We start from the raw sequence: 13,707 nt of genomic DNA, 5'->3' as shown, positions 1-13,707 counted from the left end.
GACGCTTGCGTCAGCCCCAATTTAGATTTTTGCCAGTCACATTTGCAAATTTAACCATGATCTCTTTTAAATAATGGTAATCCATTGATGGAAGACTTTGGACATCTACCGCTTCTAAAACATAATGGGTAAAGTCCCAAAGCTCTTTTTGGATCGACTGATTGCTGACAACCGCACATTTATATAATACGTCTACGATGTTACTTACGACAGATATATCATCTTTGCCATAATGTTTAATTTGGTAAAAGCTTTTATATAGATAATCCCGAAATCTTTTTTGTTCCATTATTAATCTTAAATCTCCTTGATTATCCGAGAAGTACGTGATCGGGCGGTAATTTCCTGCTAATTCGGTTAGTAAACCACCAAGACGATGAATACAATTAATTGCTGTATTTGGGTCGTTCATCCCCGTTGATAAAGCTTTTACAGCAATTTCAACTAATTTTTCCATCGAGAATTCAATATCTTGCAAATTTGTTCGTTCATTTCCCACCATAAGAAATTGATCGTGTTCGGCTTCATTTACATCTTTGTGGTTAAACGACCAATAATAAAATACGGGCATTCCCTTAGGTACATAATCTCCTACTTGGAAATTTGCTTCGAGTACCATGTTATTTTTACTAGCCCATTGAATGAGATAGTTGTAATCAACATGCTGAATATATCCAGAGCGCAATGCATACGTGGTTTGCTTATCCTTTTCCTTTATCTCCTGAATTTGTGAATGGTCCCAATGTTGGTGCTCACCATATGTCCGATCTGCAAAGGTCTCTTTAATTAATTTCGATGTTTCATTACGTACAGTCGAAATTAAAAAGTTCACCTGTACATAACGCGCGGCATAATGGATAAACAAGATGAAAAATCCTAGAGAGAGAATAGTGAATATCACTGTGAAAAAAGGGCTTAATAAGTCTTTCTGCTTCGATTCTGTTAACAGCCATAAATTAATCAACACAAATATAAACCCAAAGGTAAACACACCTAAGACATGTTTAGTGATTTTACTTCGCATAAAATCTTGTAAGGCCCGCGGCGAAAACTGGGAAGAATAAGTGGTTAATACAACCATGATTGTTGAGAAGCTGATGGTTATCATGGTGAGCATCGCGGTGATTAGAGCTGAATACAAATTCTTTGCGATACTTTGTCCTGTTAGTAGTATATTTGGAATACTATTCGAAAATCTTGGTACGAGCGTAACATCGATTAACGTGATGATGCTGACAGCAAGAATGGAACATAGCCCATATATAATTGGTAAAAACCAAAAGCTATCGCGTAATTTAGAAGAAGCTTTGGTGGTATTCATTTTATACCTCTTTTCTGTCATTCTATAGATGTCTTTTGCATTCTTTCTTTTTTTATGTTCCCCGGTAATACGTAAGTAAAACGAGAAGAAGAAAGATTTAGGTTAGAATGGGATGTGTAGCCAGAAATGAGAGGTGACATTTCTCGTGAAGTTTTGATGCTGACTTGATATGATTAAATCATGCAAAAATAGATAAAGAAAAAGGTGATCGTATGTATGATCTTGAGAATAAAGTTGTTCTGATTACTGGCGCTTCTAAAGGTCAAGGCGAGTCTCAAGTAAACAAGTTTTTGTCCTTAGGAGCTCGAGTCGTCATTGCTTCCCGTAAGCTGCAAGATGCTAAGAAACTTTCCCAAGAAGCTGAAGTAAATCAAACGCTCCCTGTTCAGCTTGATGTTACAAGCGAAGAAGATTGGGAACAAGCTATCCAATCTACCATCGCAGTGTTTGGGCGGTTGGACGTACTCGTGAATAATGCTGGTTTATATTATAATGGTCCTTTAACAGACACAGAATTGAATCGCTACCGTGAAATTATAAATGTGAATCAAATAGGTGTTTTCCTTGGTATGCAAAACGTTATTCCTGTCATGTCGAAGCAAAGGGCAGGATCCATTATTAACAATGTATCTATTTCCGCTTTTGCGCCGTTGGATGGTACAGCAGCTTATGCCTCATCGAAGGCAGCTGTGGTTGCAATGTCGAAGGCAACTGCTGTAGAAGTTGGTGAATTGGGAATTAGAATCAATATGGTACACCCTGGAGGTGTAAATACGGAAATGGCGAAGAAAAGTGGAACGCTGCCGATTTATGGGCAAACACCGTTAGGAAGAATCGGTGAACCAACAGAGATTGCAAATGTTATTGCTTTTCTTGCTTCCAGTCAGAGTTCATACTGTACGGGTGCTGAATTTGTTGTTGACGGTGGATTAACGCTTGGCACACGAACAGAATGATCTTGAACCTCTTAAATGACAAAGGTTTCTTCCGTTTAGGCTCGCGTTCCCCCGAAAGCAGATTGACAAAGATATAATTACAAAATATATCACTTCATTTAATAAATGGTTAAATTCTGAAAAATAGGATAGACAAATGGACAAGAAGTGATAAAATCTATAGTAATAGATAAAAAGGAGCGCCCGATCATGAAGCAATGGATGAGAAAAATAGCCGTCATTTTAATTACAATAATGACTTTAGGGATGTACGTTCCTGCTTCTTTAACTGCCGATCCGGAGGAGCCCAAACAACGTTATGACTCGGGATCGAATGTAAATGAAGCAACTTCTACTACTGTACTAGAACAATCGACGAACGTAGCTTTAACAATGGAGCAGCTTAGTCATAAGATCAAGGCACAGACTGAGCTTAAAATGGGACCAAGGATTACGCGTCGTGTAGGTGATGAATTTACATCGGTTATTCTGCCAAACATTGAAGCGGTTATGCAAACCATCTTGCTCGATGAAAACAACCAACCAATTCCTTATTATACGATTACAGAAGACCCTGCTGATGGTTATGGAGAACGTATCTTTAATATTTTAGATGTAAAGAATCAGCAGTATGTTGCGAAATTCCACGTAAGGAGAGACCATCGTCCATTAGAAGGGCATTGGTTTAACTTCCATTATCATATTAAAGACGATAATTTTGAGAAACATTATGATATTGGCGATATATACTGGGATAAGAATACACCACCAAAATGGATGGCTTAAGAAGTGCTGGGATGAAATGTTCCGGCACTTCTTATATCTTTTATTCAATTTCTGCTAAAACATCACCGAGCTGACGATTTTGGATGAGTTGATCAGCATAATTGTCGAAAGCAGTTGGTTCTCGATTTACAATAACCAATCTTGCTCCACGTTCTTTAGCAATTAAAGGGAACTGATTTGCTGGTGTGACACTTAACGAAGAACCGAGAACAATAAATAAGTCAGCCTTCTCGGATTCTAATAAAGCCATTTGAAAGGCATCCACAGGCAATGTTTCACCAAAAAGGACAATGGAAGGGCGTAAGATACCACCACACTCACAATAGTATCCCCTCTGAACGTATTCTTCACTACTATATTCTCTTTGACACGACTGGCAATGAAGCTTTTGCAGGGTTCCATGGAGTTCTGCTACCCGTTTACTGCCTGCTTGTTGATGAAAACCATCCACGTTTTGTGTGACTACAGATTGGACGATTCCTTGTTTTTCCCAATCTGCGAGGATATAGTGGCCTTTATGTGGTTGATAGTTTTTTACACCTATGACGCGTTCGCGATAAAATTGTGTAAACGCCTCGACATTGTTATTTAATGCTTCTGTACTTGCAATCTGACTAGGGTCTTGGTTGTTCCACAGTCCTTGATTTGCTGAACGAAAATCAGGTAAACCACTTTCTGTCGACATGCCTGCTCCAGTAAAAACAACAACATAACTTGCTTCATTTAGCCACTTCTTTAGCAATATGCTTCCCTCCATTTTATTTACCTTATTGATTTATTGGAATTAGAAAGCTTGTCTTTTTCCTATAAGGTAAGCCTTCATCAAGGATGGAATTGTTTTCTCTTATCTTATCATATTTCTCATCCACGATTGAATCTTTTCACAGCCGTTTCTAAAATGGGCGTGGTCTTCTGTCCCAATTAACCTATTGAGGCATAAACTAGTAGTGTAGATGGAATCAAAGGAGTGCATTTACATGGGCTTATATATAAATCGAGATAATCATACAACCATTTATGAACATGAAGAAGCTAGGAAGGAGCCGAATCAACGATTCTTTGTTAGAAACCATACGACCGAAATGGTAAAAGAACAGCAAAAGGTAAATGCTGCATTGCAACAGTCTTTTAATCGTCTAAATCGCTTGGTTGCTCAGCAGGATGTGAAGGCATCGACTCGATTTAAAGAGGTCAGCAAGCGACTAAATCAATTAAAAGAATTGCACACCGAGCATGATCAAGTAGAACAGAAAGTAATGCAACAGCTACATCATTTGGAAACAACCACAGCAAATCTGGAAAATGTTTTAAATGACCATCAATTATCTAAACAGGATTTTCACAAGCAAATGGATATGCTGAAAGATTCGGATGAAAAATTAATGGAGCAATTAAAAATGTCTGAACAAGCGAATGCCGATGTTGCCAAGAGGGTTGAAGCACATTTAGAATTACAGGAAGGTCTTGTAGAACGTGTGAATAACCAAGATGAAAAACAGAAAGAAACAAATGCACGTTTAGAAAATCAAGAAGCGTTAACAGAAAAGATGGTGAGGCAGTTGGATAATATCCGCTCTATTCTGTTTGAGCGAACCAATTATCTGGCAGAAAAAATTGAAGATGGTTATCAGTTAACTTCGTCCTATGTAACGAAGTTAATGACTGGAGATGAGCAACCACGGACGTTATTGATGATGCATCGTAATAAGGGAAAAGATAAAGAATAACCAGCTTTTCATTTTGTTTAAGCTTGTAGGACTTCTGCAAGCTTTTTTATTGTCTAGGAAATGGTAGATGGTGGAATAACGAACCAAGTAATCTAGCGAAAATCGAATGCTCCTTTTAGCTATCCTTCATTTTAAATTCATGCTTCTCATAAACTTCTCATTATTTATAATCTACTTCTCATGGTGGACTCAGTTTTCATTGATACATTTATCATATCAAAAATTTTTCATGAGGAGCGGTTAACGTGAGAGTAGTTATGATACCTTCGGGCTTTAAAGAATGCTTACAGGTTGGAGAGGTTGCTGAAGCTATGGAAAGGGGAGCTAGAAGATTTGATAAGACAATGGACATCAAAGTTGTGCCGATGATCGACGGTGGAGAAGGCTTTACGAAAACCATTATTAATATAAAAGGTGGTCAACTTGTTCATCGAGAAGTAGTCGGTCCAGTCGGTGAAAAAGTTCCCAGTTATTTTGGGGTTATTCGTGAGAATGGGAAGCGAACTGCCGTAATAGAAATGGCCGCGGTAGCTGGTTTACATTTAGTACCGGTTCAGCAAAGAAATCCTCTGAAGACAACGTCCTATGGAGTTGGAGAATTAATTATCCATGCCTTGGATTACGGTGTGGATCATATTCTGATAGGATGTGGGGACTCCGGAACTTCTGATGGAGGAGCTGGGATGGCTGAGGCATTAGGTGTCCGCTTTTATAATGATAAACAGCAATTGATAACGGTTGAAGGTGGAGAACGATTAATTGAAGTGGCAGAAGTGGATACAAGTGAACTAGATAAACGTCTGCATCATATTCCAGTTGATGTAGCTTGTAATTGGAAGAACGTCCTTTGCGGTAATCAAGGAGTTGCCCGCATATTTGGACCACAAAAGGGTGCTACCCCGTCACAGGTTGACCTTTTATCTGAAGGATTCGAACGTTATGCAACAGTAATTGAAACAGCAATTGGTGTAAATGTACGAATGATTCCAGGTGGAGGCGCATCTGGTGGATTAGGCGCAGGTTTGGCAGCGTTTACAGGGGCGAAGTTACATGAACGGTTTTCATTAATTCGTAGGTTTATTGATATCGAACAAGCAATCGCAACTGCGGATGTCGTTTTCTCTGCAGAGGGAAGTTTAGATTTCCAAACACCCAATGGAAAAGTTCCTGCTGAAGTAGCAAGAATTGCAAAGAAATATGATGTGCCTGTCATTCTTATCGCTGGTGCAATTGGAAAAGGGGCAACTGCGAATTACCGAGCAGGTATCCATGCCTATACCAGTATTACACAGAAGCCAGTCGTACTTCAAGAAGCGTTGGAGTTAGCACCTATCTGGATCGCAGACAGTATTGAATCGATATTAAGACAAATCGACATTGGTAAGAAGGTAGCGAAGCGAAAGGATGTTATTCATGTTAAGAGGAATGGCCGAATCTATCAAAATCAGTAAATCAGGATTATTGGAATCGCGGCTGCCTTTCAAAAATACAGTTGTTCTTATTTTACATCTCTTCTATTTAATGGCAGTGATCTTACCAGGAGCGCTAGATTATTCGGCCAAAGTTTCGTTATTCATCTTTTTATCCGCAATGACTTGTTGGGTGTTGACGAAACTTCCTGCTGGTTTTATAGCAATTGCAGCCTTAATGGCAATTATTTTATTAGGAGGAGCTACTCCTTCCATCTTATATGATGCATTAGCGCAAGAGGTTGTTTGGCTTATGATAGGTGCTTTTATTATGGGAGAAGCGGTAAAACAGTCTGGGTTAACGGATCGCATGATCGATTATTTACTGAAGAATGCTTCATGTAAAGAAAAACTCCTTCGGCGTTTAACAAATGTACTTTTATTATCTGCGTTTTTCGTTCCATCCACCTCTGGCCGAGCTGCATTAGCGAAGCCATTAATTGCGCAAATAGGTGAACGGTGGCAGTCAGAAAAAGAGAAACGTTTTCTTGCATTATTTACACCGATTCTGATTTTAATAAGTACTTCAGCTACGGTAATTGGAGCAGGATCTCACCTGATTGGCGTTGGATTATTGGAAAATGCAACCGGACAATCGATTACGTATATCCAGTGGTTCATTTGGGGTGTACCATTTACTATCGTAATTAGTTTTCTTACATTATATATTCTAAAGTGGATGATTTGGCCGAAAGAAAAGCGAAACGAAAAGAGTCATGTGACCATTTCACAACAACAAAAGATGGATGGATCGCTTAATCAAAAGGAGATTCGTGCGTTAGGATTTATTGGTTTGGTTTTACTAGGGTGGCTAACGCATCCCATTCATCATTATGATATTGGATTTATTACGATGTTGGGAGCAATGTTATTTATGGCTCCTGTTTATGGAGTGATAACCTGGAAGCAAGCAGTAAATTCTGTATCTTGGCCACTTATCTTATTTGTAGCCTGTGCTACTACTTTAGGCGGAACACTTATTGATACCGGTGTAATTAATTGGTTGGAAAAGGAGTTATTCATTGGTTTAAACCTAATTAACCAAGCGCCAGAATGGTTGTTATTGCTAATTATTTTACTGATTACAATAACTAGTCATTTCTATATCCACTCGCATACGACGAGGGCTGTTATATTCATTCCAAGCTTGATTGTTTTTAGTGAAACAATTGGGTTAGATTCCACGTCAGTTGTATTTCTTAGCTTAATCGGAATGAATTATTGTTTGACATTTCCAGTTAGCTCGAAGGCAATTTTGCTGTTTGCGGAAGATACATCATTTGATAAGAAACAGTTGCTCCAACTTAGTGGTGTGTTGATGCCTGTATATATTCTAGTTATGGTATTCTTTTACTTCACGTATTGGCAGTGGACTGGATTACAGCTTTAATTGTTGGAATAGTTGGCGTGCAGTATCACCAGCTATTCCATTTCATCATGATTAGCAACTTCTTGTAACCCATGTAAATCCACGATTTGTTCCTCAGCCATCTCATCTAAAGCGAAGACTGTTGCAGTCGTTTCTTGTAAATCTTTTATATATACCGGAATCCCTCGATAGCGAACTTGGATAAGTTCTAATGCATCCATGATTTCTTGTGCACGTTCCTTTTTCATTTTTTCACCTACTTTTACCTTTATTTTTCGTTTTATGGACGGAAAATATGCGATGGTTCATTATAAGGAAAATAAAGGTTTTTCTTTTGTATAATTGGGAAATCCATGTATCATAGAATTAGGATTAACACATCCTAAACTACATGATATTAGAGGTACTACATACTACATAAGGAGGAAAACGCACGTGATCATTGTGATCATTGTTTTATTATTTGTATCATTCTTCTTTTCAGGCAGTGAAACTGCTCTAACTGCAGCAAATAAGATGAAACTGCAAACGAAAGAGAAGAATGGTGATAAACGCTCTGGTAAGCTACTAAAGTTAGTATCCAAACCAGAACAATTTATTACTTCTATTTTAATAGGGAACAACATTTCAAACATTATCTTGCCTACATTAGTAACGATGGTAGCCATGGATTATGGAATTAATGTTGGACTAGCCTCAGCTGTATTAACCATCACCATTATTATCTTTTCAGAGGTTATCCCCAAATCAGTAGCAGCGACTTTTCCTGATCGAATTGCATACATCGTTTACCCGGTAATTCGAGCCGTTGTGTTTGTTTTTAAGCCGTTAACCATGCTGTTAAACTGGTTAACAGGCTTTATCATCCGGTTTCTATCCAAGGGAGAAAAGGCCAATACATCTGTTTCAAAGGACGAAATACGAGCAATGGTAGATGTAGCACGCACGGAAGGGATTTTTAGGCAGGACGAATCGCATCGAATTAAAGGGGTGCTTGAATTTACGAATTTAAATGTAAAGGATGCACTTAAAACCCCTCGTGTAGATATTTTGGCGCTTCCGTATGATTCTGACTTTGAAGAGGTGCGAAATATTGCCATTCAGAGTCCGTATACACGATATCCAATCTATGATGAAGAAATTGACAACATTGTAGGTGTTTTTCATTCGAAGTATTTGCTATCTTGGTCGATGGATCCCGATAAAACGCTGGAGTCATATAGTGACATGGATCCGTTAATTGTCTTTGAGTTTCACTCGGTTGATTGGGTGTTCCGCAAGATGATTCAAGAGAAAAAGCATATGGCGATTGTACTTGATGAATATGGTGGAACAGAAGGAATCATCACCCATGAAGATATTATTGAATTACTAATCGGTTTAGAGATTGAAGATGAGACGGATAGTGGAAATGGACCATTAGTTGAGGAAGTAACGGATTCAGAAATTATTTGTAATGGCAAGATACCTCTACATCGATTGAATACCATTTTTCATACGGAAATACCAGAGGAAGAAGACGTCCTTTCTGGCTACTTATTAAAAGAATTTCATTATTTTCCAGAAGAAGGAGAAACATTAGCGAAAGAAACGCTAACATTCCGTATACTTGAAATTGAAGACCGTACGATAAAGCGGGTACAAATTAACAAGCATGAGCCGCATTTAGAGGAAGAATAGTAGTAAGGAGTGTTTCTCTTGTTGTTTAAAAGGAGCTGATTATAGAACAGCTCCTTTCCTCATAATCTTGCTGCTATTCCTATTTTTTATGCTATGATAATAGAAAGGAGTGAAGACGTGTGCAATATGATGAAAAGGTAAAGAATCGCATGAAGCGGATTGAGGGACAAGTTCGTGGGCTACAGAAAATGATGGAAGAACAAAAGGAATGCAGAGATGTTGTGGCACAAATGTCAGCCGCAAGAAACGCATTAGATCGCACGTTGGCTTTAATCGTGAGTCAAAATTTAGAAAGATGTATTCGTGAAGAACAGAAAAATGGAGAGAGTACGGAGGAATTAATTCAAGAAGCGGTTAATCTTCTTGTCAAAAGCCGTTAATCAAAAACGCTGACTAAGTATGCCATGGTGGCATGAAACGTCAGCATTTTGCTTTTAGGAGGTTTTTTTATTGAAAATATAAGCATATGCTTATATGATTATATTAGGTGGTGATAAGGTCATGGAAATGGAGAAAGCCTCATTAATTTGTAAATTGTTCGGTGATAAAACAAGGTTAACCATCATGAAAATTCTTGATAGTCAAGATTGCTGTGTCTGTGAATTAGTAGAAATATTTCAAGTTAGCCAGCCCTCGATCAGCCAGCATTTACGGAAGTTAAGGGATATTGGTTTGGTGAAAGAAGAACGGAGGGGTCAGTGGATATTTTACGCGATGAATAAACAACATGAAGCATATGCGTTTGTGCAAACTATTCTGGTAAACCTCCCTGATCAGGACGATAAATTAAAGGAATTAGAAGAAAAAGGAATACGGATTACTTGTTGTTAGAGGAGGGGGAAGGTTTTGACATCAACGGTTTTTATAGCATCAGCGATATTTATTATTACTTTGACTTTTGTTATCTGGCAGCCGAAAGGTCTATCCATTGGATGGTCAGCTTGCGGGGGAGCAATTCTTGCCTTAATAGCAGGAGTTGTTGGATTTACGGATGTTATCGAAGTAACCCAAATCGTTTGGAATGCGACGTTAGCATTTATAGCAATTATACTTATATCGCTTATTTTAGATGAGATTGGTTTCTTTGAATGGGCATCCTTACATATGGCCAAATTAGCAAAGGGCAACGGCATTAAAATGTTTATTTATATTAGTATATTAGGTGCAATTGTTGCTGCATTTTTTGCAAATGATGGAGCTGCACTGATACTCACCCCGATTGTGCTTGCAATGGTACGTAATTTGAATTTTTCAGAAAAAATGGTTTTTCCATTTATAATGGCAAGTGGATTTATTGCTGATACGACTTCACTTCCATTAGTAGTTAGTAATTTAGTAAATATTGTTTCAGCAGACTTCTTCAATATTGGTTTTGTGGAGTATGCTTCTAGAATGGTCATTCCGAATTTATTTTCGCTAGTTGCAACGATCGGCGTTTTACTACTTTATTTTCGTAAACGTATTCCACGCAGTTATGCCACAGAACAGTTGCAAGCGCCAAGGGAGGCAATTCGCGATTTGCCAATGTTTCGCTTATCGTGGTTTATATTAGCGATATTAGTCATTGGTTATTTTGTAAGTGAATTTGCTGAGATCCCGGTATCCATTGTAGCAGGGGTTACTGCTATCTTTTTCTTAGTTATGGCCAGCAGAAGCAGTACTGTGAATACGAGAAAGGTTGTTAAAGGTGCCCCTTGGAATATCGTTTTCTTCTCGATTGGAATGTATGTTGTCGTATATGGTTTACGAAATGCGGGGCTTACCGATGTATTGGCGAATGTTATTCAGGCCAGTGCTGAACAAGGCTTGTTTATTGCCACGGTTGCGATGGGATTTATCGCAGCAATTTTATCTTCGGTCATGAACAATATGCCGACGGTAATGATTGATGCTCTTGCAATCGCAGAGACAAATACTACAGGAACGATTCGAGAGGCACTTATCTATGCTAATGTCATCGGTTCCGATCTTGGGCCAAAAATCACACCCATTGGATCTCTTGCTACGCTGCTTTGGCTCCATGTATTGTCTCAAAAAGGGGTTAAAATCTCTTGGGGTACCTATTTCAAAACAGGGATCATTTTAACCTTACCAATTCTATTAATTACATTAATTGGTTTATATGTAACACTTGTATTGTTTTAATATAAACATGAGATGAAAAGGAGATTAAAAATGAACAAAAAGACCATCTATTTCTTGTGTACAGGTAATTCTTGCAGAAGCCAAATGGCAGAAGGTTGGGCGAAATTCTATTTAAGCGATGATTGGGAAGTAAAGAGTGCTGGAATCGAGGCACATGGATTAAATCCAAATGCTGTAAAAGCGATGCAGGAAGTTGATATCGATATCTCAGAGCAAACATCGGATATTATTAACAGAGACATTCTTAACAACGCAACTTTAGCAGTAACATTGTGTGGGGATGCAAAAGATAAGTGCCCGATGACTCCTCCCCATGTAAAGCGTGAGCATTGGGGGTTTGATGATCCAGCTAAAGCAGAAGGAACGGAAGAGGAGAAATGGGCAGTATTTCAACGTGTACGCGATGAAATTGGTGAACGTATAAAACAATTCAATGCAACTGGAAAGTAATAACAGACTCTCCCTTCATTATTCAGGGAGAGTCTGTTATATTGGTAGATAAACATGAAAGCTATTTTCACCTTCGGACGTATCTAAATAAATGTAACCGTTATGCTGCTCGACGATTTCCTTCGTAATGGCTAGTCCTAAACCAGCACCTCCAGTTTCTCGACTTCGTGACCTTTCAATTCGGTACAAACGTTCAAAAATTTGTTCCTTTTCTCCTTCTGGAATCGTTTCGCTCGGTCCAGAAACAGTTAGGTTATAGTAATTGTCTTGTTGTTTCCCACTTACTCGTATCGAACCAGGACTTCGGTAATAGCGAATGGCATTATCGAGAAGATTATTAATGACTTGCTGCAGTCCTTCTGGATAGATGAGACAATGTACATCTTCTACGTTAAGCAGTAATTGAATATCGGCTTGTTTTAATGACCATGTAAACATAGATGTGCTTTGTTCAATAACTTGTTTTATTGAAATGAGTTGTTTGTTTGGGTGCATAGTAGAAGTTGTATGATCCCATTGCTTTAATTGTTCAAACTGTTCCAGCATAGAAGTAAGCCGTTTTGATTCCTGATAGAGCGCTTCGAATAATTCGTTATCTCCTGTGATGTCTTCTGATTTTAATGCAAATAAATAACCATTGAGATTGGATAAAGGGGTTCGAAATTCATGGGAAATATCAGAAACAAGCTTTTTACGATCCTGCTCCTTTTTATTTAACTGCTGGATTAATTGGTTGTATTGTTCTACAAGGAGACCGATCTCATCTTTTTTTGATACTGCAATAGGTTGCGGATAGTTTCCTTTCTTTAGCAGCCTCGTTGCATTTATAAGCTCATGTATTGGTTTTAGTAAACGTTTCGTTAAATAGAAATAAAGGATCGTTCCAGCAATTACTGCGATAAGTATAAACATCCACACATAATGAAATAAGGATTGATTAAATTGTTGTTGGCGCTCTTCTCCGAGGTTACCAACGCCCGCTGCAAGAAAGCAGGCAGTATGATATAATGCCCAGCCGCTAATAAGTGAGGCGATACCAATAACAATAAAGTGCAAAAAGGTCAATCGCCATAAAAAGCTATCAGGAAGAAGCATCTTTAACGTTTTACGTAGCTGTGACAAATTTATACCCCATTCCACGTATTGTTTGTACACGTTTAGGCTGTGAAGGAACGATTTCTATTTTTTCTCGGAGCTTCTTAATATGAGCATCTATGGTTCTATCCATGACATGATGTGTAGTATTCGGGTAAATCTTTTCTACTAGTTGTTCCCTAGAAAGGATGATATTTGGGTTTTGCATGAAATAATAAAGCAGATTAAATTCGTATTTGGTTAATTTAATTGGCTGATTATGCAGAAGCACTTCACCTTTACGAGGTTTAATGCAAAGGCCATCCCAGACTATTTTTTGACAAAATTGACCGGTGCGGCGTAATACTGCTTCTACATGGGCAATAAGTTCGTTAGGATCAAAAGGTTTGGTCATATAATCGTCTGCCCCTATCCTTAAGCCAGATATTTTTTCTTCTGTGCGGCTTTTAGCTGAAAGCATAATAATGGAAACCTCGCCATGTGCTTGGGTGCGCACCCATTGACAGAAGTCTTCTCCACTTGATTTAGGCAACATTAAATCGAGAATGATTAAGCAGGGAAGCTGTTCTAAAAATAATAACCGTGCTTCCTCTCCATCCGTAGCTTCTATTACCTCGTAATAATTCTTTTCCAAATAAATTCGTATCAGGTTTCGAATCATCTTGTCATCTTCTACGACCATAATTGTTTGTTTCATGATTTCACCTCAAAAATAGTTTACATCATTCAG

15 protein-coding genes are annotated in these 13,707 nt (G+C 38.3%); 10 read left to right on the top strand and 5 right to left on the bottom strand.

Annotated elements, in window-relative coordinates; translation table 11 throughout:
* Positions 1-10: 10 nt before the first annotated feature.
* Complete coding sequence (locus tag M948_RS29590; RefSeq protein ID WP_021290061.1) at positions 11-1,321, bottom strand: DUF2254 domain-containing protein; 1,311 nt, start codon at positions 1,319-1,321, stop codon at positions 11-13.
* Between the two features lie 212 nt (positions 1,322-1,533).
* Here M948_RS29590 and M948_RS29585 point away from each other — a divergent pair, with 212 nt between their 5' ends.
* Together M948_RS29585 and M948_RS29580 are read left to right on the top strand one after the other, a co-directional pair.
* Positions 1,534-2,277 (top strand): SDR family NAD(P)-dependent oxidoreductase, encoded by a 744-nt coding sequence (locus M948_RS29585; RefSeq protein WP_021290060.1) that lies wholly within the window; start codon positions 1,534-1,536, stop codon positions 2,275-2,277.
* A gap of 189 nt (positions 2,278-2,466) precedes the next feature.
* Positions 2,467-3,042, top strand: a complete 576-nt coding sequence (locus M948_RS29580) for a YpjP family protein (protein ID WP_021290059.1) — start codon at positions 2,467-2,469, stop codon at positions 3,040-3,042.
* A gap of 40 nt (positions 3,043-3,082) precedes the next feature.
* Here the strand turns inward: M948_RS29580 and M948_RS29575 are convergent, their stop codons facing one another.
* The gene (locus M948_RS29575) at positions 3,083-3,784 is read right to left on the bottom strand and encodes an NAD-dependent protein deacylase (protein ID WP_021290058.1); all 702 of its coding nucleotides are present in this window, start codon (positions 3,782-3,784) and stop codon (positions 3,083-3,085) included.
* 235 nt (positions 3,785-4,019) lie between these two features.
* Between M948_RS29575 and M948_RS29570 the strand changes: the two genes are divergently transcribed.
* From M948_RS29570 to M948_RS29560, 3 genes are all read left to right on the top strand, one after another.
* The gene (locus tag M948_RS29570; RefSeq protein WP_021290057.1) at positions 4,020-4,769 is read left to right on the top strand and encodes a hypothetical protein; all 750 of its coding nucleotides are present in this window, start codon (positions 4,020-4,022) and stop codon (positions 4,767-4,769) included.
* A 245-nt stretch (positions 4,770-5,014) separates the two neighbouring features.
* Positions 5,015-6,220 (top strand): glycerate kinase family protein, encoded by a 1,206-nt coding sequence (locus tag M948_RS29565; RefSeq protein WP_021290056.1) that lies wholly within the window; start codon positions 5,015-5,017, stop codon positions 6,218-6,220.
* Positions 6,183-7,628, top strand: a complete 1,446-nt coding sequence (locus M948_RS29560; protein WP_021290055.1) for an SLC13 family permease — start codon at positions 6,183-6,185, stop codon at positions 7,626-7,628. The genes M948_RS29565 and M948_RS29560 overlap by 38 nt, the downstream gene beginning before the upstream one ends.
* Positions 7,629-7,660: 32 nt before the next feature.
* On the opposite strand, the gene M948_RS29555 is transcribed toward M948_RS29560, so the two are convergent.
* On the bottom strand, positions 7,661-7,855 hold the full coding sequence (locus M948_RS29555) for a small, acid-soluble spore protein, H family (protein ID WP_021290054.1): 195 nt from the start codon (positions 7,853-7,855) through the stop codon (positions 7,661-7,663).
* 187 nt (positions 7,856-8,042) lie between these two features.
* On the opposite strand from M948_RS29555, the gene M948_RS29550 reads away from it, so the two are divergent.
* The 5 genes from M948_RS29550 (at position 8,043) to arsC (ending at position 11,882) form a co-directional block, all read left to right on the top strand.
* On the top strand, positions 8,043-9,287 hold the full coding sequence (locus M948_RS29550; protein WP_021290053.1) for a hemolysin family protein: 1,245 nt from the start codon (positions 8,043-8,045) through the stop codon (positions 9,285-9,287).
* 119 nt (positions 9,288-9,406) lie between these two features.
* On the top strand, positions 9,407-9,667 hold the full coding sequence (locus M948_RS29545) for a metal-sensitive transcriptional regulator (protein ID WP_021290052.1): 261 nt from the start codon (positions 9,407-9,409) through the stop codon (positions 9,665-9,667).
* 121 nt (positions 9,668-9,788) lie between these two features.
* Positions 9,789-10,118 (top strand): ArsR/SmtB family transcription factor, encoded by a 330-nt coding sequence (locus tag M948_RS29540; protein WP_231378657.1) that lies wholly within the window; start codon positions 9,789-9,791, stop codon positions 10,116-10,118.
* Between the two features lie 15 nt (positions 10,119-10,133).
* Positions 10,134-11,432: an arsenic transporter gene (locus tag M948_RS29535; protein WP_021290050.1), complete on the top strand. Its 1,299-nt coding sequence runs from the start codon at positions 10,134-10,136 to the stop codon at positions 11,430-11,432.
* Positions 11,433-11,462: 30 nt separating this feature from the next.
* Entirely contained in the window at positions 11,463-11,882 is a 420-nt protein-coding gene (gene arsC, locus M948_RS29530) for an arsenate reductase (thioredoxin) (RefSeq protein ID WP_021290049.1), read from the top strand.
* 36 nt (positions 11,883-11,918) lie between these two features.
* Here the strand turns inward: arsC and M948_RS29525 are convergent, their stop codons facing one another.
* Positions 11,919-13,004, bottom strand: coding sequence for a sensor histidine kinase (locus M948_RS29525; RefSeq protein WP_021290048.1), 1,086 nt, complete (start codon positions 13,002-13,004; stop codon positions 11,919-11,921).
* Positions 12,988-13,674: a response regulator transcription factor gene (locus M948_RS29520; protein WP_021290047.1), complete on the bottom strand. Its 687-nt coding sequence runs from the start codon at positions 13,672-13,674 to the stop codon at positions 12,988-12,990. Before M948_RS29520 ends, M948_RS29525 begins: the two co-directional genes overlap by 17 nt.
* Positions 13,675-13,707 lie beyond the last annotated feature (33 nt).

Origin of the sequence: Virgibacillus sp. CM-4 (assembly GCF_000445495.1) — a bacterium.
GTDB classification, from domain to species: Bacteria; Bacillota; Bacilli; order Bacillales; family Amphibacillaceae; genus Virgibacillus; species Virgibacillus salexigens.
This window is presented reverse-complemented; position numbering and strand designations above follow the sequence as displayed.